We start from the raw sequence: 19,021 nt of genomic DNA, 5'->3' as shown, positions 1-19,021 counted from the left end.
ACGCGGCGCCCGCCGCCTCCTCGGGTGGGTCATGGGTGCCTCCGTTTGGGCGGGAAGAGGCCGGCCGGGGTGCCGCGGCCGTCCCAGTTGAGCAGGTTCACCCGGTCGTGGGTGACCTCGCCGCTCGTCTGCCGCTCCTTGAGCCCGTGGAAGCTCTCGATCGCGACCGGCACCGGCCGCCCCGACGCCTCGCCGAACGGCTGCTGCATGCCGGGCCCGCCGTCGTAGTCGAGGCTGCAGCCGCCCTCCTCGACGACGCCGGGCACGTTGCCGTACGCCGTCGGGATCACGTAGCGGTCCTCGTACCTGGCCAGGGCGAGCAGCCGGTACAGGGCGTCCAGCTCCGGGTCCTCCGGGGGCCGTTCGCCGAGGTTGACGGCCCGCATGTACGACCGCATCTCCGCCAGCCGGCGCAACGCGAACGTCACCGGCGCCGGGTCCCCGGCCGTGAACAGCTCGGCCAGGTAGCCGACGGGGATGCGCAGCGACTCGATGGCGGCGAACAGGTTGCCCGCGTCCTCGCCGTCGTGCCCGGTGGTGGACAGGGCGTCCACGACGGGGGAGAGCGGCGGCACGTACCAGACCATCGGCAGCGTGCGGTACTCCGGATGCAGGGGGAGCGCCACCCGATGCCGCTTGATCAGGTCGTAGACGGGCGACCTGCGGGCCGCCTCCAGCCAGTCGGCGGGCAGCCCGGCCGACTCGGCCTCCGGGCTGTGCGGGTCGATGAACAGGTCGAGCTGCGCCTCGTACAGGTCGTGCTCGTCCGGCACGGAGGCCGCCTCCGTGACGCGGTCGGCGTCGTACAGCAGCACGCCCAGGTAGCGCAGGCGGCCCACGCACGTCTCGGAGCAGACCGTCGGCAGGCCCACCTCCACGCGCGGGTAGCAGAACGTGCACTTCTCGGCCTTGCCGGTCTTGTGGTTGAAGTACACCTTCTTGTACGGGCAGCCGGTCACGCACATGCGCCAGCCCCTGCACCGGTCCTGGTCCACGAGCACGATGCCGTCCTCGGCCCGCTTGTAGAGGGCGCCGGACGGGCAGGAGGCCACGCACGACGGGTTCAGGCAGTGCTCGCAGATGCGCGGCAGGTAGAACATGTACGCCTGCTCGAACGCCTGGGTGACCTGGTCCGACACCTTGCGCAGCACCGGGTCGGGGCTCGGGTCGCCGCCGAGGTTGTCGTCCCAGTTCGCGCTCCAGCCGATCTTCACCGGCTCGCCGCTGATCAGCGACCTGGGCGGCGCGACGGGCACGTCATCGGACAGGGGAGCGTCGGTCAGGTTCTGGTAGTCGTAGGTCCAGGGCTCGTAGTAGTCCTGTATGGAGGGCATGAGCGGGTTGGCGAAGATGGTCAGCAGCTTGCGCAGCCGGCCGCCCGCGCGCGGCTTCAACCCGGTGCGGGTCAGCTTCCAGCCGCCGCGCCAGCGCTCCTGGTCCTCGTAGCGCCGGGGGTAGCCCTGGCCGGGTCGGGTCTCGACGTTGTTGAACCAGACGTACTCGACCCCCGGCCGGTTCGTCCACGTCTGCTTGCAGGTGACCGAGCAGGTGTGGCAGCCGATGCACTTGTCCAGGTTCATCACCATGGCGATCTGGGCCATCGGTCGCATCAGTAGCGCACCTCCTGTGACCGGCGCCGGATGGCGGTGATCTCGTCGCGCTGGTTGCCGGTGGGGCCGAGGTAGTTGAAGCCGTACGAGAGCTGGGCGTGCCCCCCGATCAGGTGCGTGGGCTTGATGAGCACTCTGGTCAGGGCGTTGTGGATGCCGCCGCGGCGGCCCGTCGCCTCCGACTTCGGCACGTCGATGAGGCGGTCCTGGGCGTGGTACATGTACACGGTGCCCTTCGGCATGCGGTGGGAGACGATGGCCCGGGCGACCACGACGCCGTTGCGGTTGACCGCCTCCACCCAGTCGTTGTCGGCGATGCCGAGGTCGGCGGCGTCCTCGACGGAGATCCAGATCGTGGGGCCGCCGCGCGAGAGCGAGAGCATCAGCAGGTTGTCCTGATACTCCGAGTGGATCGACCACTTGCTGTGCGGGGTGAGGTAACGCAGAGTGCCGCTCTCGCCGTACAACGCGGCCAGGTCCAGCGGCGGGCGGTAGATCGGCAGCGCCTCGCCGTACTCGCGGATCCAGTCGTGGTCGAGGAAGAAGTGCATGCGGCCGGTCAGCGTGTGCCAGGGCTTGCCGTGCTCGACGTTGATCGTGAACGGCGAGTAGCGGCGGTGGTGCGACTCCTTGCCCGACCACTCCGGGCTGGCCGCGACGTGTACCGGCCTGGCCTGCGTGTCGCCGAAGACGATGCGGTGGTCCTCGTGGGCGATGCCGTCGAAGCTCGCGCCCGTCCGCTCGGCGAGCTGGCGGAAGCCCTGCGCGGCCAGCCTGCCGTTGCTCACGCCCGACAGGGCGAGGATCGTCTCGCACGCCTTGGCCGCGGTGTCCAGCTCCGGCCTGCCCTTGGCGACGCCGCGCGGCACCAGGCCGCAGCGCTGGCCCAGCCAGGTGACCTCCTCGTCGGGCAGGAACGTCACGCCCTTGACCGGGATGCCCAGCTTCTCCGTCAAAGGCCCGAGCGCGGCCAGTTTCTCGGCCGTGGCGCCGTAGTCACGCTCCACCACCTTGAGGCAGAAGCCGGTGCGGCCGCCCAGCTCGGTGGGCGTGTCGTGCTGGTGCGCCACCGCCACGACGTCCCTGCGGACGCCGAGATGGTTCTTCGCGAGGTCGCTGAACGTGCGGGCGATGGCGTGGAAGGCGGCGAAGTCGGTCCTCGTCTCCCAGGGCGGGTTGATGGCCGGGTTGAAGGCGTGCACGAACGGGTGCATGTCGGTGGAGTTGAGGTCGTGCTTCTCGTACCAGGTGGCGGCGGGCAGCACGACGTCGGAGAAGACGGTGGAGCTGGTCATCCGGAAGTCGAGGGTGACCAGCAGGTCGAGCTTGCCCTTGGGGGCGGCCGGGGCGGGGCTCTGCAGGTTCGACCGCGCGCCGAGGAGGTGGTGCAGGAAGTACTCGTTGCCCTTGGCGGAGGAGCCGAGCAGGTTCGAGCGCCAGAGGGTGAGGACGCGGGGCCAGTTGCGCGGGTCGTCCGGATCCTCCGCGGCGAGCCTGAGCCGGCCCGCCGCCAGCTCGGCCCGCGTGTGGGCGACCGGATCCTCCGCGTCGCCCAGGTCGAGCGGGTTGCGGTCGAAGGCCGGGGCCATCGGCATCCAGCCGTTGCGCACCGACTCCGCCACCAGGTCCGCCGGGTGCCGGCCGCGGAAGTCGCCCCTGGCCAGCGGGCTGGCCAGCTCCGCGGCGTCGAAGTGGTCGTAGCGCCACTGGTCGGTGTGCAGGTACCAGAACACGGTGCCCGGCACCTGCCGGGGCGGCCTGGCCCAGTCGAGGGCGCCCGCCATGAGCTGCCAGCCGGCCAGCGGGCGGCACTTCTCCTGGCCCACGTAGTGCGCCCAGCCGCCGCCGTTGCGGCCCTGGCAGCCCGTCAGGAGCAGCAGCGACAGGAACGCGCGGTAGATCGTGTCGCCGTGGAACCACTGGGTGGTGCCCGCACCCATGATGATCATGCAGCGGCCCCGGGTCTCCTCCGCCGTCCTGGCGAACTCCCTGGCGATCTTGACGACCCGGTCGGCAGGGACGCCCGTGATCGGCTCCTGCCAGGCGGGCGTGCACGGCTCGGCGGGGTCGTCGTAGGCGCTGCCCACGCCGTACTGGGCCAGCAGCAGGTCGTAGACGGTGGTGACCGTGCGGCCGGCCACCTGCCGGGTCGGGACGCTCCTGGCCACGGACCCGCCGCCGTCGAAGCGGGGCAGCAGGACCCGCGCCTCCTCGCCGCCGCGCAGGGTGAGCTTCGGGGACGTGTCCAGGTTCAGGTTCCAGCGGCCCACCCCGGAGTCCGTCCAGCGGAAACCCGCCGAGCCGTTCGGCACCACCGGCTCGCCGGCCTCCGACAGCAGCACTGTCTTCCACCCGGCCGCCTCCTCCTGCGAGCCGAGGTCCTGCGCGGTCAGGAACCGGCCCGGCACGTACGCCTCGCCGCGCCGCTCCAGCGTGACGAGGAACGGCAGGTCCGTGAACCGCTTGACGTAGTCCGTGAAGTACGGCGTCTCGCGGTCGGCGAAGAACTCGCGCAGGATCACGTGCCCCATCGCCATGGCCAGCGCCCCGTCGGTGCCCGGCCGCACCGAGAGGAACTCGTCGGCGAACTTCGCCGCGTCGTTGTAGTCCGGCGAGACCACCACGACCTTCTGTCCCCGGTAACGCGCCTCGGCCATCCAGTGGGCGTCGGGGGTGCGCGTGACCGGCACGTTCGAGCCCCACATCATCAGGTACGCCGCGTCCCACCAGTCGGCCGACTCCGGCACGTCGGTCTGGTCGCCGAACACCTGGGGGGAGGCCACCGGCAGGTCGGCGTACCAGTCGTAGAAGGAGAGCATCGCGCCGCCGATCAGCGACACGAAGCGGGCGCCGGTGGCGTGGGAGACCATCGACATGGCGGGGATGGGGGAGAAGCCGGCGATCCGGTCGGGGCCGTAGGTCTTGATGGTGTGGACGTGCGCGGCGGCGATCATCTCGGTCGCCAGCTCCCAGGAGACCCGGACGAGCCCACCCCGACCCCGGGCTTGCTGGTATTTTTCCCGCTTCTCCGGATTTGTCGTGACATCGGCCCAGGCGGCCACCGCATCACCCAGGCGCTGCTTCGCCTCGGCGTACATCTCGACCAGGACGCCCCTCGCGTACGGATACCTGACCCGCGTCGGCGAGTAGGTGTACCAGGAGAAGGCGGCGCCGCGCGGGCAGCCGCGCGGCTCGTACTCCGGCCGGTCGGGGCCGACGCTCGGATAGTCGGTCTCCTGCGTCTCCCACGTGATGATGCCGTCCTTGACGTACACCTTCCACGAGCACGAGCCCGTGCAGTTCACGCCGTGCGTGGACCTGACCACCTTGTCGTGGCTCCACCGGTCGCGGTAGAAGGCGTCGCCCTCGGTGCCGCCTTTCAGGAAGAGGGTGCGCAGGTCACCGCTGGTGGTGGACCGGCGCAGGAAGCGGCCGGTCTTCAGCAGGATCTCCTCGGCGCTCATACCCCCACTTCATCACAGAAAGTGACTCTCTGTTACACAGGGTGTATGTCTGAGCTTCGTAAAGGTCAGGTGCGGAACTTGGCTCTGGCCACCGCGGCGTTCGCGGTGACGTTCTGGGCGTGGAACCTCATCGGGCCTCTGTCCGGGAGCTACAGCAGGATGCTGCACCTGTCGCCGACGCAGACCTCGCTGCTGGTCGCGATCCCCGTGCTGGTCGGCTCGCTCGGCCGCATCCCGATCGGCATGCTGGCCGACCGGCTCGGCGGGCGGCGCATGTTCGCGATCATCTGCTTCGTCTCGATCGTGCCGGTCCTGTTCGTCGGCTGGTCCGGCTCGTACGGCTGGCTGCTGTTCTGGGGGTTCCTGCTCGGCATCCCCGGCACGTCGTTCGCCATCGGCATCCCGTTCGTCAACGCCTGGTACGACCCCGAGCGCCGCGGGTTCGCCACCGGCGTGTTCGGGGCGGGCATGGGCGGCACGGCGCTGTCGGCGTTCTTCACCCCGCGCCTCGTCGAGGAGCTCGGCCGGGCCGGGGCGCACCTGCTCATCGCGGCCGTGCTCGCGCTGATGGGCGTCGTCATGCTGGGCGGCAGCCGCGACTCGCCCCGCTGGTCGCCCGCCACCGGCTCCGCGCTGCCCCGCATGCGGGAGGCGCTGAAGATCAGGGCCACCTGGCAGTGCGCGTTCCTGTACGCGGTCGCCTTCGGCGGGTTCGTGGCGTTCTCCACCTACCTGCCGACCCTGCTGCAGAGCGTCTACCACTTCGCCCAGACCGACGCCGGGCTGCGCACCGCCGGGTTCTCGATCGCGGCCGTGCTGTCCAGGCCGCTCGGCGGGACCGTCGCCGACCGGATCGGGCCCGTCAAGGTGCTGGCCGTCTCGTTCGCCGGGACCGCGGTCATGGCGCTCGTGCTGGCGCTGAAACCGCCCGCCGAGGTGCCCGCCGGGCTCAGCTTCGTGCTCATGGCGTTCTTCCTCGGGCTTGGCACCGGCGGCGTGTTCGCGCTGGTGGCGCAGGTCGTGGAGGCGTCCAGGGTCGGCACCGTGACCGGGCTCGTCGGCGCCGCCGGAGGGCTCGGCGGCTACTTCCCGCCGCTCGTCATGGGCGTCGTGTACGCCGCCACGGGCGCGTACACCGTCGGCTACGTCCTGCTGGCCGTCACGGCGGCGGTGGCCCTGGTCCACACCCTGCGGGCGTTCGCGCGGTGACGAAAATGGTTTGCCGGGTGCCGGGGTGACTGTCAAGGTTGTCAGGCTATGCGCTCCCTTCCTGAAGCCGATCCCGGCGTGCCCGACCTCCGCAGCCCGCTGCGTTATTTGTGGTGGAACGCGCGGCGTCAGGCCGTGCCGCTGCTCGCGGGCATCGCCTACGCCACCCTGTGGTGGCTGGTGCAGGCCCTCATGCCGGCCGTGCTCGGGAAGGGCATCGAGGCCGTCACCGCCAAGAACACCGGCTCCCTGCTGACGTGGTCGGCGGCGCTGCTCGCGCTCGGGCTGCTGCAGGCGTTCACCGGCATCATGCGGCACCGCATGGCCGTCTTCAACTGGCTGGCCGCCGCCTACCGCACCGTTCAGCTCACCTCCAGGCAGGCCGCCCGCCTCGGCGCCACCCTGCCGAAACGGCTGTCCACCGGCGAGGTCGTCAGCGTCGGCAACTCCGACATCGCCCACATCGGCAGCTCCATGGACATCCTGCTGCGCGGCGTCGGCTCCATCGTGGCCATCGTCGCCGTCACCGTGATCCTCATCTCCACCTCGCTGCCGCTCGGGCTGCTCGTCCTGTTCGGCGTGCCGCTCATGGCCGTCGCCGTCGGGCCGCTCCTGCGTCCCCTGCACGACCGGCAGCGCCGGCAGCGGGAGCTGTCCGGCGAGCTGTCCACCCGCGCCGCCGACATCGTCGCCGGCCTGCGCGTGCTGCGCGGCATCGGCGGCGAGCAGGTCTTCGCCGCCCGCTACCGCGACGAGTCCCAGCGCGTACGCCACGCCGGCGTCCGCGTCGCCCGCGTCGAATCGGTGCTCGAAGGCGCCCAGATCGTGCTGCCCGGCCTGCTCATCGCCATCGTCACCGGCATCGGCGCCTCCTTCGCCGTCGCCGGCGACATCCCCACCGGCCAGCTCGTCGCCTTCTACCTGTACGCCGTGTTCCTCATCGGCCCCATGCGCACCCTCACCGAGGCCGCCGACAAGCTCACCAAAGGCCACGTCGCCGCCGGCCGGGTGATCAGGATCCTGTCCATCGACCCCGACATCACCGGCGGCACCGGCACCAGCGAAGGCGGCGTGCTGCGCGACTCTTACAGCGGTGTCACGCTCCAACCCGGCACCCTCACCGCCCTGGCCACCAGCGTCCCCGGCGACGCCATCGCCATCGCCGACCGGCTCGGCCGCTACGCCGAAGGCGACGTCACCTTCGGCCCCGCGGAGCTGCGCACGCTGCCGCTTTCGCAGGTCCGCTCCCGCATCCTCGTCGCCGACAACGACGCCCGCCTGTTCAACGGCCGCCTGCGCGACGAGCTCGACGTGCGCGGCGCCGCCACCGACGCGCAGATCCGCGAAGCCCTCGACGCCGCCTGCGCCACCGACATCGTCGAAGCCCTGCCCGACGGGCTCGACGCGCAGGTGGCCGAGGCCGGGCGCGAGTTCTCCGGCGGGCAGCAGCAGCGGCTGCGGCTGGCCAGGGCGCTGCTCACCGACCCCGAAGTGCTCATCCTGGTCGAGCCCACCAGCGCCGTCGACGCCCACACCGAAGCCCGCATCGCCGAGCGCCTGGCCAAGGCCCGCTCCGGGCGTACCACGCTGGTCTGCACCACCAGCCCGCTCGTGCTCGACCGGGCCGAGCACGTGATCTACGTCGAGAACGGCCGCGTCCTGGCCGAGGGGACCCACCGTCAGCTCCTCGACGGCACCCCCGCCTACGCCGCGACCGTGACCCGCGGGGAGGACTGATGACCCGTCCGGCCCTGTTCTCCAGTCGGGGAGGACTGATGACCCGTTCGGCCCTGTTCTCCAGCCGGGGAGGACTGATGACCCGTCCGGCCCTATCTCCACTCGGGGAGGACTGATGACTCGTCCGGCCCTTTCTCCAGTTCGGGAGGGCTGATGGCTCGGGAGATCCTGCCGATCGCCGATCGGCGTCAGGTGCGCGCCTACGCCAGGCGGCTCACCCTGAAGTACCCGCGCCCCCTCGCGCTCGCCCTCACCCTGCACGGCCTGGCCGCCGTCGCGGGCCTGCTCGTCCCGTGGCAGCTCGGCGGGCTGGTCGAGCGGCTCCAGCACGGCGCCGACGTCAACGTCGCCGTCGTGTCCGCCGCCATCGCCGCCTTCCTGCTCCTCCAGGGCCTGCTCGTCCGGTACGCGGTGCTGGCCTCCGCCAGGCTCGGCGAGAAGGTGCTGGCCGAGCTGCGCGAGGAGTTCGTCGGCCAGGTGCTCGGCCTGCCCCTGTCCACCGTCGAACGCGCCGGCTCCGGCGACCTCATCACCCGCACCTCCCGCGACGTCGACTCCCTGTCGCGCACCGTGCGGCACGCCGTGCCCGAGACGCTGATCGCCATGGTCACCTTCGTGATCACCATCGGCGCGCTGCTGCTGGTCAGCCCCCTCCTCATGCTGCCCATGCTGCTCGCCGGGCCGGTGCTGTGGATCGCCACCCGCTGGTACCTCCGCCGCGCCCGCGACGGCTACCTGCGCGAGAACGCCGCCTACGCCGACGTCACCGAAGGGCTCGCAGAAACCGTCGAAGGCGCCAGAGCCGTCGAGGCACTGGGCCTGCGCGAGCGGCGCCGGGCCCGCACCGACGGCGACATCGCCCGCTCGTACGCGGCCGAACGCTACACGCTGCGCCTGCGCACCACCTGGTACCCCGCCGTCGAGCTCGGCTACGTCATCCCCGTCGTGGCCGCCCTGCTGGTCGGCGGCCTGTTCTACATCGAGTCATGGGTGTCGTTGGCGCAGGTCGTCGCCGCCGTCCTGTACGCGCAGCAGCTCATCGACCCGCTCGACCGGTTCCTCATGTGGGTGGACGAGCTGCAGGTCGGCGGCGCCTCCATGGCGCGCCTCCTCGGCGTCGCCAACGTCTCCGACGATCGCGAGGTCACCACTGACCGGCCCGCGGGCGAGCTGCTGGAGGCCACCGGAGTCCGCTACGCCTACCGCGAAGGCCACGACGTGCTGCACGACGTGTCACTCACCGTCCAGCCCGGTGAACGCCTCGCCATGGTCGGCCCCTCCGGCGCCGGCAAGTCCACGCTCGGCCGGCTCCTGGCCGGCATCCACGGCCCCCGCACCGGCTCCGTCACCGTCGGCGGCGTGCCGCTGGTCAACCTGCCCCTCGACGACCTGCGCGGCCACGTCGCCCTCGTCACCCAGGAACACCACGTCTTCAAGGGCACCCTGCGCGACAACCTCCTCATCGCCCGCCCCGACGCCACCGACACCGCCGTCCTCCAAGCCCTGGAAGCGGTGGACGCGCTGGAATGGGTACGCGGGCTGCCGTCCGGCCTCGACACCGAAGTCGGCTCCGGCGGGCTCGCCGTGCCGCCCGCGCAGGCCCAGCAGCTCGCCCTCGCCCGCCTCGTCCTCGCCGACCCGCACACCCTCGTCCTCGACGAAGCCACCTCCCTCATCGACCCCCGCGCCGCCCGCCACCTGGAACGCTCCCTCGCCGCCGTCCTGGAGGGCCGCACCGTCATCGCCATCGCCCACCGCCTCCACACGGCCCACGACGCCGACCGGGTCGCGGTGGTGGAGGACGGGCGGATCAGCGAGCTGGGCTCCCACGAGGAGCTGGTGGCCGAAGGGGGCTCGTACGCGGCACTGTGGCGCAGCTGGCACGGCAACCCCACCCCACCACCCCCGACCCCCTGACCGCCTACCCGGCCTGGACGCCCGCCGGCCTGGACGCCCGCCGCTCCGCACGCCCGCCGGTCTGGACGCCTGCCGGTCTGGACGCCTGCCGGTCTGGACGCCTGCCGGTCTGGACGCCTGCCGGTCTGGACGCCTGCCGGTCTGGACGCCTGCCGGTCTGGACGCCTGCCGGTCTGGACGCCTGCCGGTCCGGACGCCCGCCGCTCTGGACACCCGCCAAGTCCCGACGCCTGCCGGGTCCGGACGGTCGCCGCCCTGGACGCCTGCCCGCTCCGGAGGGCCGCCGCTCTGCGCGCCCCGCTGGACCGGACACCTGCCGCCCTGGACGCCCGCCGCACCGACGCCCGCCGCATCGGACGCCCGCCTTACTGGACGCCTGCCCGGTTTGGGCGGTTGCTGGCCCGGGCGCCCGTTGGTCTGGGCGCGCGCAGGTTTGGACACCATGGGGCCGGGCTTCCTCCGGCCCATACCGCCGCTGGTTTGTGCGCCCGCTGGTCGGACCGCCTGCCGTGTCTGGACGCCGACCGCTGGCCCGGACGCCCGTCGGCAGGGCGCCCGTCGGCAGGGCGCCCGTCGGCCTGCATGACCGCTGGTTCCGGCGCGCCCTGGTTCGCGCGACCGACGACGTGGGCGGCCCTCATCTCGCCTCGCTCACCGCCCGCCTCGCTCACCCGCGTAACTCCACTCCCGCGTACCCCACTCACTCGCGTACCGCACACCCGCTCGCCCCGCTCACTCTGCGACCAGGTCCTCTGGGGTTGAGCGGGCGAGGTTGGCGAGGGTGGTCAGGGCCTGGGACAGGACGTTCGGAGGAGGGGAGGCCAGGCCGAGGCGGACGGCGTTCGGGGCGCCGTCGTGCCCGTGCCCGACGGCGAACGCCGCGGCGGGCGTGACGGCGATCCCGTACCGGGCGGCGGCGGCCACGAACGTGTCGGCCCGCCACGGCGGCGGCAACTCCCACCAGCAGTAGTAGGAACGCGGATCGCTGCGGACGGCGAAACCGTCGAGGCAACGGGCGGCGATCTCCTGGCGCATGGCCGCGTCCCGCTGCTTGGCCCGCGCCACCGCCCGCGCCGTGTCGTCGGTCAGCCACCGGGTGGCCGCCTCCAGCGCGAACCGCATCGGCGTCCACCCGCCCGACCGCAGCGCCGCCGCCATGCGCGGGACGACGGGGCCGGGCACGACGGCGAACCCCAGCGACAGGCCGGGCGCGAGCCGCTTGGACAGGCTGTCGACGAGTATCGTCCGCTCTGGCGCGAAGGCGGCCAGGGGCGGCAGGTCGTCACGCAGGAACGACCAGATGGAGTCCTCGATCGCGGGCACGTCCAGGCGTTGGAGCACGCCCGCCAGCTCGGCCCTGCGCTCCACGGGCATGCTGATCGACAGCGGGTTGTGCAGTGTCGGCTGGACGTACACGGCCTTGAGCGGCGCCTTCCGCACGGCGGCCTCGACCGCCGCCGGCACCAGCCCCGCCTCGTCCATCCGCAACGGCACCAGCGTCACCCCGACCCGCGCCGCCAGCCCCTTGAGCACGGGGTAGGTCAGTTCCTCCACCCCGAGCCGCCCCCCGGGCGGAACCAACGTGGCAAGGGCCGCCGCAATGGCCTGCCGACCGTTACCCGCGAACAGCACCCGCTCAGGCTCCGGCCACCACCCCCCGCCCCCGCCCTCATGCCCTTCGCTCCACCGCTCACCAAGCTCTTCGCCCCACCGGCCCCTGCGCGACTCCCCACGCTCACCTGCCCGCCTGTAGCCCCGTTCCTCGCTGTGTTCGTTCTCAAGCCGGTCGGCGGGCTCGTCTCCGTGCCTGGCCCAGCGCTCGTTGCCTCGTTCGGGACCGGGCCGCTCCCCATGCCCCTCGCTGTGCCGCTTCGCGTGTTCCTCCTGGTGCCACTCGCTGCGGGCGAGCAGGGTGGCGATGATGCGGCGCGCTACCGGTGTGCCCGCCGCGCCGATCGGCTGCATGGATGACTCCAGTACGTCGGCGCGCAGCAGCGGGCTGATGCCGTCGGCCAGTAGCGTTGCCTGCTCGGGGACCACCGGGTAGTTGAGTTCGAGGTCGATTCTGCTGCCCGTGGGCTCGACGAGTGCGGGGCCGGGCGGTGGGGCGGAGGCTCGTACGAACGTGCCCCGGCCTACCTCGCCGACCGTCAGGCCCCGGCCGGCCAACTCCCTGTAGACGCGGGCGGCGGTGGAGTCGGCGATGGCGTGCTGCCGGGCGAAGACCCGTTGGGGCGGCAGGCGGTCGCCTGGCCGCAGCCGGCCCGATGCGATGTCGTCGGCGATGGAGTCGGCGATTCGGCGATAGTCCTCCATACGTTGGGATCCAAGCATGACATTGCTATGAGTGCAATTTAAGCTATTGCACCGCGATTTTCTCCTGGATAGCTTCTGCTGCATGGTCGAACCAAGTGCGGTGCTGGGCGTGGTGTTCGTAGCCCTCGGCATGGTGCTCTCCCCGGGGCCCAACATGATGTACCTGGTCTCCCGCAGCACCAGCCAAGGCAGGCGCGCCGGGATCATTTCCCTGGCGGGGGTGGCGGCGGGCTTCCTCGTCTACCTCGTCGGCGCCAACCTCGGGCTCGCCGTGCTGTTCACCGCGTTCCCCGAGTTGCTGACCGCCATCCGCATCGCCGGGGCCCTGTACCTGCTGTGGCTGGCCTGGAAGACGCTCAAGCCGGGTGGTGCGTCGGTCTTCGCCGCGCGCGAGATACCTCCCGACTCCCCGCGCAAGCTCTTCCTGATGGGTCTGATGACCAACCTGCTCAACCCGAAGATCGCGCTCCTCTACATCTCGATCATCCCCCAGTTCGTCGACCTCGAGCGGGGCAACGTCCTCCTCCAGGGCATCATCCTCGGCTGCGTCCAGGTGGCGGTCGCGCTCCTGGTCAACCTCTCGATCGTCGTGGCGGCGGGTGGTATCGCCGGCTTCCTGGCCGCTCGCCCCTCCTGGCTCCGCCTCCAGCGCCTCACCATGGGCTCCCTTCTCGCCGCGCTGGCCATCGGTCTCGCCCTTTCGTGATCGTGAGTGACGCGGCCGCCTCCCTGGCCCTCGCCGTCAGCTTCCTCCGCTCTCCAACCTGGCCGTCGCTCTCGCCTCTCCTGACCGCGAGCGCCGTGCGCCTTCCCCAGCAGGGATACGGGGGCAGGCATGTGGGGGCAAGGATGAGGGGGCAGGGGCACGGTGCAGGATGCGGGGGTGAAGACGCGGAGGCAGGAACGCGAAGACGCAGGGGCAGGAACGCGAGGACGCGGACGCGACCAGCGGGGGCAAGGGCGCGAGCGCGAGGACGCGACCCGCGGGGCAAGGACACGAGGGCAAGGGCGAGGGCGAGGGCGAGGGGGTGAGGGCGAGGACGCGACCAGCGGGGGCGAGGGGGTGAGGGCGAGGACGCGACCAGCGGGGGCGAGGGGGTGAGGGCGAGGACGCGACCAGCGGGGCAAGGACACGAGGGCAAGGACGCGACCCCTGGGGCGAGGATCCCGTACAGGGGTGCGGGGCCAGGGAAGGTGCGGTGGGAAGGCGGGGGAGGGGTTCTCGCGGGCTTGGCCTGCCTGGGTGAGGGCCTGGATGGGGTGGTGGCGGGCATGGCGTCTCCGTGGGCGGGCCTGGGTGTGGCCTGAGGAGGAGGGCATACGGCAGGTTTCCTTGGGGGCGCGTTGCGGTCGGTGAGGCGGGTGTTGTCAGGGGTAGGGCGGTGATGCTTCGGGGTGGGGTGTGCCGGGTGGCGGCGGTGGCGGGAGGTTGCCCGTCGCCGCCGCCGTTCGGGTGTCATGGGTCAGGGGCGGGTGGCGGTGGTCAGGCGGACCTTTCCGCGTAGCTGGACGCCGGTCGGGGTTTCGTACGGGCGCAGGCCCTCGGCGACGGCCTTGCGGATGGTCGCGATGGTGGGTTCGTCGAGGGTGGAGAGGTTGAACTGGACCGGGCCCATGGCGCAGATGTGGGCGGCGGCCTCCTCGGCGGTGCGGCCGAGGTTCTCCATGGCTTCGACGATGGTCATGTCGATGCCGGTGAAGCCGGCGTCGGTCAGGACCTGGTGGATGCGGTCGGGGTCGGTCATGGACATCATGCCCATCGAGGCGGGGGAGGGGCGGCGCATGTGGTCGCGGAGGGCGGCGGTCGCGCGGGCGTAGTCGCCGTCCGGGGAGCCGGGGACCGAGGTGATGATGGCCAGGCGGCCGCCCGGGCGTAGGGCGTGGGCGATGTTGGTGAAGCCGGCGACGAGGTCGGCGAAGAACATCACGCCGCCGCGGCTGATGACCACGTCGTACGTGCCGTCGCCGAAGGGGTGGACCTGGGCGTCCCCCTGCTCGAAGACGGCGTTGGTCACTCCTTGTGCGGCGGCGTCGGCGCGGGCGCGGGCCAGCATGGGGGCCGACAGGTCGATGCCGAGGGCGGTGCCCCGGGACGCTCTGCCGGCCGCCAGCAGCGTCGTACGGCCGGTGCCGCAGCCGACGTCCAGCACCTTGTCGTCCGCCTGGATGGCGGCGGCCTTGAAGAGGGCGTCGTTGAAGCCGTCGAGCATGCCGTTGTAGTAGTCCGGGTTGTCGGCCCAGAGCTGGCCTTCCCAACCGTTCCACGCCTCTGCTTGCTGGGTGTTGGCGATGGTGGGCATGACGCAGTCCTTCCATAAGGAGGAGGGGATTTCTGTTCCTAGAGTTGGACTCTAGTGATGGTTACTAGAGTTAGACTAAAGGGAACGTGGCGTCAAGGGGCGGATGGAAGGGGCGGGCTGGGGTGGTGAGGGTCAGCACTGGGTTTTCGAAGGTGGGAGGGTGCGGGAGGTGAGGTAGGCGTTGATGTGGTCGCGGGCGCAGGGGTTCGTGCCGTAGAGGGTGTGGCCGGGGCCGTCGTGGTGGATGGTGACGCTGCCGGGGACCTGGGCGAGGATGCGTTCGGTGGCGTCGGACTCGCCCCACGCGCCCGCGCCGAGCAGCGGGGGGAGGCCGGTGGGGAGGGGCGCGGGCGGGTTGGTGACGGGGACGGGCCAGCCGATGCAGTTGAGGGTGCTCGTGGCGAACGTGTTGGCGGCGCCGGCGTTGGGGCCAGCTTGCGCAGGCGTTTGATCGTGGCGGTCAGTTGGCTGAGGTCGGCGAAGCGGGGCCAGTCGGTGCATTCCGTCACCGGGGTGGCCTGGTCGGGGTAGCGGGCGCCGGAGGCGGGGACGAAGTCGGAGGCGTCGCCCCTGCTCGCCTTGCGGATCGCGGTGGCCAGCTTGGGCCAGGCCGCAGTGCCCTGGCGGGCCAGGCCCAGGGCGAAGGACTGCAGGTCACCCGTCTTGTAGGCGACGTTCGGCGTGTTGGCGGGGATGGGCTTGCTCGCGGCGCGGGCGATCAGCTTTCGCCACAGGGCGGGTACGTCCGCGCAGTCGTTGCGGGTGCACCAGGTGAAGAAGCGGCGCATCGACTGCTCGTTCGTGGCCGCCATGGCCTCCAGCTCGCGCTGCCAGTCGGCGGCGCTGTGGTTCCACGTGCCGTCGAGGACCATCGTGCGGACGCGGGACGGGAAGAGACGGGCGTACGCCTGGCCGTAGAAGCCCGCGTAGGAGGCGCCGTAGTAGTTGAGCTGGTCGTCGCCCAGCGCCTTTCTGATCGCCTCCATGTCTCTGGCGTGGTCGGCCGAGCTCATGTTGGCGAACAACTCGCGGTCTTTCAGGCGGCAGGCCTCGGCGTAGCCGCGGTTGGTGTCGGACAGGCGGCCGAGGTCGGCGTCGTCCTGCGGGACGTCGGCGAGCGGGATGCGGGTCCACGTGCACGGCAACCCCGTGCTCAGGCCCTGGAACTGGTCGGCGCCGTAGCCGCGGGTGTCCCACGTGACGATGTCCATGCTTTTGCGCAGGTCGGTCCACCAGCTCTGGAGGGATCTCGTCATCGCGATGCCGGGGGCGCCGGGGCCGCCGTACGACACCAGGACCGAGCCCTTCGCGGTGCCGCCTGTGGCCTTCAGACGGCCGAGCTTGAGGGTGATCTTGCGGCCTTCGGGCTTCTGCCAGTCGGCCGGGACCTGGAGGTCGGCGCATTCCAGGCCGGTGGTTGTGGTCTTGGTGGCGATGGTGTCAGCGGGCCCTGAGCCGGTGGGCTTGGTGGTGGTTGCGGGCTTGGTGGCGGGCTTCGTGGTGGTGGCGGCGGCGGTGCTGGTGTCGCCGGGGCATGGTTGCCAGGTCAGGGCTGTGGTGCCGGTCGTGGTGGTGGCTGCGGTCTGCCAGGGCGCCAGGGGCGTGCTGAGCAGGGTGAGGGTGAGGCCGAGGGGTTTGAGCATGGCGATCACGATGCCGGAGCGGGCGGGTGGATCGCGTCGGACCAGGGTTTGGTTTCTGGGGGGCGGGGTCAGACCACGGTTTGATGGACGGTGATCAGGTGGATCGATGAGAGAGGTGTGGTGGGAGACGGCTGGTGCGGGACCGGCACGGGCACGCCCGACCAGGCGCCTGCCTGACGCCTGGACGCCGGCCGACGCCCTGTCGAGACGCCTACGTGCTGGCGGGCGGGATGGTCATGCGCGCTGGGGACCGGGGTGGTCGCGTGCTCGCGGATGAGGTGGTGCCGTGCTCCGGGGTGGGGTGGTCGCGTGCTCGCGGATGAGGTGGTGCCGTGCTCCGGGGTGGGGTGGTCGCGTGCTCGCGGATGAGGTGGTGCCGTGCTCCGGGGTGGGGTGGTCGCGTGTTCGAGGGTGGGGTGGTCGCGTGCACCTGGGCGGGGTGGCTACGTGCTCGCGGGCGGGTGGTCACGTGCTCGCGGCTGGGGTGGTCGCGTGTTCGAGGGTGGGGTGGTCGCGTGCACCTGGGTGAGGTGGCCACATGGTCGTGGGCGGGTGGCCGCGTGCTCGGGGTGGGTGGTCGCGCGCTCGCTGGCAGGCGTGGTCGTGCGCTCGCGGACGAGGCAGTGGTCAGGCGCGCACAGGACGGGCCGGGGAGCTGGGGCAGCTCCCCGGCCGGCATTCGCCTTCAGCTCGGTCGAAACGTAGCTAGACGGCCGGGCCGCTGCCCGGAGGCGTGGCGCCGCCCAGTGACTTCTTCAGGAAGTCGACCTGCAGCAGCAGCAGGTTCTCGGCCACGACCTCCTGCGGCGTCATGTGCGTCACCCCCGACAACGGCAGCACGCTGTGCTGCCGCCCGGCTGCGAGCAGGGCCGAGGACAGGCGGAGGGTGTGGGCGGCCACGACGTTGTCGTCGGCGAGGCCGTGGATGAGGAGCAGCGGGCGCTCCAGCTTGGCGGCGTCGGCGAACAGGGACGACTTCTCGTACACCTCCGGCTGCGCCTCGGGGTTGCCGAGGTAGCGCTCGGTGTAGCAGGTGTCGTACAGGCGCCAGTCGGTCACCGGTGCGCCGGCGACGGCCGCGTGGAACAGGTCGGGGCGGCGCAGCACCGCGAGCGCCGCGAGGTAGCCGCCGAACGACCAGCCGCGGATGGCGACCCGGGTGAGGTCGAGGTCGTCGGGGTACTGCTCGGCCACCCCGTGCAGGGCGTCGATCTGGTCTTCCAGGGCGGGGGTGGCGAGGTCGCCGAGGACGGCGCGCTCCCACTCGGTGCCCCGGCCGGGGGTGCCGCGGCCGTCGGCGACGATGACGGCGAAGCCCTGCTCGGCGAACCACTGGCTCTCCAGGAAGGCGCCGCGCCGGTTGAGCACCCGCTGGGCGTGCGGCCCGCCGTACGGGTCCATCAGCACGGGCAGCTTGCCGGACCCCGGTTCGTACCAGGTGGGCAGCACCACGGCGGTGGCCAGCTCGCGGCGGCCGGAGCGGCCGAGCGAGACGCGCAGGTCGAGGCCGGGGCGCTCGGCGAACGACGGGATGGGCACGGCCATGCCGTCGCGGCGGACGACGGTGGTGGAGACGCCTTCGTCGTCGAGGCTCTGCTCGGTGAGCACGCCGACCCCGCCGGACATCCGGCCGGAGAACACCCCGGACCGGGTGGAGACGGGCAGCAGCGAGTGGCCGTCCCAGGTCCACAGGTGGATCTCGGTGGGGTCGCCACTGGCGCTGAACAGCACGCTGTCGTGGTCGACGTCGAGGACGGCCCGCACCTGGAGCGTGGGCGGGGTGACCGCGCGGTCGCCGACGATCAGGCGGTGGCCGCCCTCGGAGCCGGCCACCCACACGAGGGAGCCGTCGTCGAGGTGGGCGGGCACGCCGCCGACGATGTCGACCCAGGCCGGGTCGGTGTCCTCGCGGACGAGGGAGGTGGCTCCGGTGGCGGGGTCGACGGAGAACAGCCGCATCGTCCGCTGGTCGCGGGTGAGCGTCACGACGGACAGCGCGTGGGAGTCCCAAGTCGCGGTGACGAGGTATTCCTCGTCGTACGGCACCGGCACGCGTGACCCGTCGAGCCCCAGCACGAACAGCTCGGTGAGCGCGTTGGGGGTGCCCGCGGCGGGGTAGCGCTGGGCGACGGGCGGGCGGTCGGGGTTGGCGGGGTCGGCGATGTGCCACAGGTGCACGGGGGCGTCGTCGGCGCGCTCGACGAGGAGGGCGTCGCTGGAGGGCGCCCACCAGTAGCCGCGCATGCGGTCCATCTCCTCGGCGGCGATGAACTCGGCCAGCCCGTACGTCACCGTCTCGGACTCCGGCTGCGCGAGCGCCCGGTCGTGGCCCCCGTCGAGGGCCTGCACGCGCAGGGCGCCGTCGCAGACGTAGGCGACATGTCGCCCGTCGGGGGACAGGCGGGGGTCGATGACCCGGCCCGGCGTGGAGAGCGCGCGCGTCTGGCCGCTCGCCAGCTCGACCACGTAGAGCCCGCCGGACAGCGCGAAGCACGCCTGCCGCACGGCCGCGTCGGTGGCGTAGGCGACCACGCCGCCCGCGGCCTCGCGGCTGCGCTCGCGCCTGGCGCGCTCCTCCGGCGGCAGGTCCTCCTCGTCGGCGTGCAGGGTGCGGGGATCGACCACCAGCCGCTCGACGTGGGTCTCGGTGTCGAGCTCCCACAGGCAGGTCACCGGATCGGTGCCCGACTTGGTGCGCAGGAACACCACCCGCCCGCCGTCGGGGGAGATCGTGAAGCCGCGGGGGACCCCCAGGGTGAACCGGCGGGTCCGGGCGGACAGGCGCGGGAAGCTCTCGCTCATGGCCTCAATCCTGCCATTGCTAC

10 protein-coding genes and 1 pseudogene are annotated in these 19,021 nt (G+C 72.0%); 4 read left to right on the top strand and 7 right to left on the bottom strand.

Going from position 1 to position 19,021, the window contains the following annotated elements:
- Positions 1 to 29: 29 nt before the first annotated feature.
- Both narH and KIS93_RS25975 read right to left on the bottom strand, forming a co-directional pair.
- Positions 30 to 1,610: a nitrate reductase subunit beta gene (gene narH / locus KIS93_RS25980; RefSeq protein WP_080045224.1), complete on the bottom strand. Its 1,581-nt coding sequence runs from the start codon at positions 1,608 to 1,610 to the stop codon at positions 30 to 32.
- Positions 1,610 to 5,074 carry a nitrate reductase subunit alpha gene (locus KIS93_RS25975; protein WP_080045225.1) on the bottom strand — a complete coding sequence of 1,155 codons (3,465 nt, stop codon included), beginning with the start codon at positions 5,072 to 5,074 and terminating at the stop codon, positions 1,610 to 1,612. The genes narH and KIS93_RS25975 overlap by 1 nt, the downstream gene beginning before the upstream one ends.
- Before the next feature lie 45 nt (positions 5,075 to 5,119).
- Here KIS93_RS25975 and KIS93_RS25970 point away from each other — a divergent pair, with 45 nt between their 5' ends.
- From KIS93_RS25970 to KIS93_RS25960, 3 genes are all read left to right on the top strand, one after another.
- Entirely contained in the window at positions 5,120 to 6,283 is a 1,164-nt protein-coding gene (locus KIS93_RS25970; RefSeq protein ID WP_080045226.1) for an MFS transporter, read from the top strand.
- A 48-nt stretch (positions 6,284 to 6,331) separates the two neighbouring features.
- Positions 6,332 to 8,020: an ABC transporter ATP-binding protein gene (locus tag KIS93_RS25965; RefSeq protein WP_080045227.1), complete on the top strand. Its 1,689-nt coding sequence runs from the start codon at positions 6,332 to 6,334 to the stop codon at positions 8,018 to 8,020.
- A 153-nt stretch (positions 8,021 to 8,173) separates the two neighbouring features.
- Entirely contained in the window at positions 8,174 to 9,937 is a 1,764-nt protein-coding gene (locus tag KIS93_RS25960) for an ABC transporter ATP-binding protein (RefSeq protein WP_080045228.1), read from the top strand.
- Between the two features lie 732 nt (positions 9,938 to 10,669).
- On the opposite strand, the gene KIS93_RS65645 is transcribed toward KIS93_RS25960, so the two are convergent.
- The gene (locus KIS93_RS65645; RefSeq protein ID WP_230465794.1) at positions 10,670 to 12,253 is read right to left on the bottom strand and encodes an aminotransferase-like domain-containing protein; all 1,584 of its coding nucleotides are present in this window, start codon (positions 12,251 to 12,253) and stop codon (positions 10,670 to 10,672) included.
- An 82-nt stretch (positions 12,254 to 12,335) separates the two neighbouring features.
- Here KIS93_RS65645 and KIS93_RS25945 point away from each other — a divergent pair, with 82 nt between their 5' ends.
- Positions 12,336 to 12,959 carry a LysE family translocator gene (locus KIS93_RS25945; RefSeq protein WP_080045229.1) on the top strand — a complete coding sequence of 208 codons (624 nt, stop codon included), beginning with the start codon at positions 12,336 to 12,338 and terminating at the stop codon, positions 12,957 to 12,959.
- A gap of 757 nt (positions 12,960 to 13,716) precedes the next feature.
- On the opposite strand, the gene KIS93_RS25940 is transcribed toward KIS93_RS25945, so the two are convergent.
- From KIS93_RS25940 to KIS93_RS25930, 4 genes and pseudogenes are all read right to left on the bottom strand, one after another.
- The gene (locus tag KIS93_RS25940; RefSeq protein WP_080045230.1) at positions 13,717 to 14,553 is read right to left on the bottom strand and encodes a class I SAM-dependent methyltransferase; all 837 of its coding nucleotides are present in this window, start codon (positions 14,551 to 14,553) and stop codon (positions 13,717 to 13,719) included.
- Positions 14,554 to 14,685: 132 nt separating this feature from the next.
- Positions 14,686 to 15,054, bottom strand: a complete 369-nt coding sequence (locus tag KIS93_RS69115) for an alpha/beta hydrolase (protein ID WP_420895881.1) — start codon at positions 15,052 to 15,054, stop codon at positions 14,686 to 14,688.
- Positions 15,055 to 15,305: 251 nt separating this feature from the next.
- Positions 15,306 to 16,196: pseudogene (locus tag KIS93_RS69110) on the bottom strand (alpha/beta fold hydrolase); the annotation flags it as partial.
- A 705-nt stretch (positions 16,197 to 16,901) separates the two neighbouring features.
- Positions 16,902 to 18,998: a S9 family peptidase gene (locus tag KIS93_RS25930; protein ID WP_080045232.1), complete on the bottom strand. Its 2,097-nt coding sequence runs from the start codon at positions 18,996 to 18,998 to the stop codon at positions 16,902 to 16,904.
- Positions 18,999 to 19,021 lie beyond the last annotated feature (23 nt).

The sequence above is a fragment of the [Actinomadura] parvosata subsp. kistnae genome (assembly GCF_900323885.1).
Classification (GTDB): Bacteria; Actinomycetota; Actinomycetes; order Streptosporangiales; family Streptosporangiaceae; genus Nonomuraea; species Nonomuraea composti.
This window is presented reverse-complemented; position numbering and strand designations above follow the sequence as displayed.

Coding starts and splice junctions, on each gene's coding strand:
- narH (WP_080045224.1), bottom strand. CDS start 1,610: ATGCGACCGATGGCCCAGATCGCCATGGTGATGAACCTGGACAAGTGC.
- KIS93_RS25960 (WP_080045228.1), top strand. CDS start 8,174: ATGGCTCGGGAGATCCTGCCGATCGCCGATCGGCGTCAGGTGCGCGCC.
- KIS93_RS25970 (WP_080045226.1), top strand. CDS start 5,120: ATGTCTGAGCTTCGTAAAGGTCAGGTGCGGAACTTGGCTCTGGCCACC.
- KIS93_RS65645 (WP_230465794.1), bottom strand. CDS start 12,253: ATGGAGGACTATCGCCGAATCGCCGACTCCATCGCCGACGACATCGCA.
- KIS93_RS69115 (WP_420895881.1), bottom strand. CDS start 15,054: ATGCACCGACTGGCCCCGCTTCGCCGACCTCAGCCAACTGACCGCCAC.
- KIS93_RS25940 (WP_080045230.1), bottom strand. CDS start 14,553: ATGCCCACCATCGCCAACACCCAGCAAGCAGAGGCGTGGAACGGTTGG.
- KIS93_RS25945 (WP_080045229.1), top strand. CDS start 12,336: ATGGTCGAACCAAGTGCGGTGCTGGGCGTGGTGTTCGTAGCCCTCGGC.
- KIS93_RS25975 (WP_080045225.1), bottom strand. CDS start 5,074: ATGAGCGCCGAGGAGATCCTGCTGAAGACCGGCCGCTTCCTGCGCCGG.
- KIS93_RS25930 (WP_080045232.1), bottom strand. CDS start 18,998: ATGAGCGAGAGCTTCCCGCGCCTGTCCGCCCGGACCCGCCGGTTCACC.
- KIS93_RS25965 (WP_080045227.1), top strand. CDS start 6,332: ATGCGCTCCCTTCCTGAAGCCGATCCCGGCGTGCCCGACCTCCGCAGC.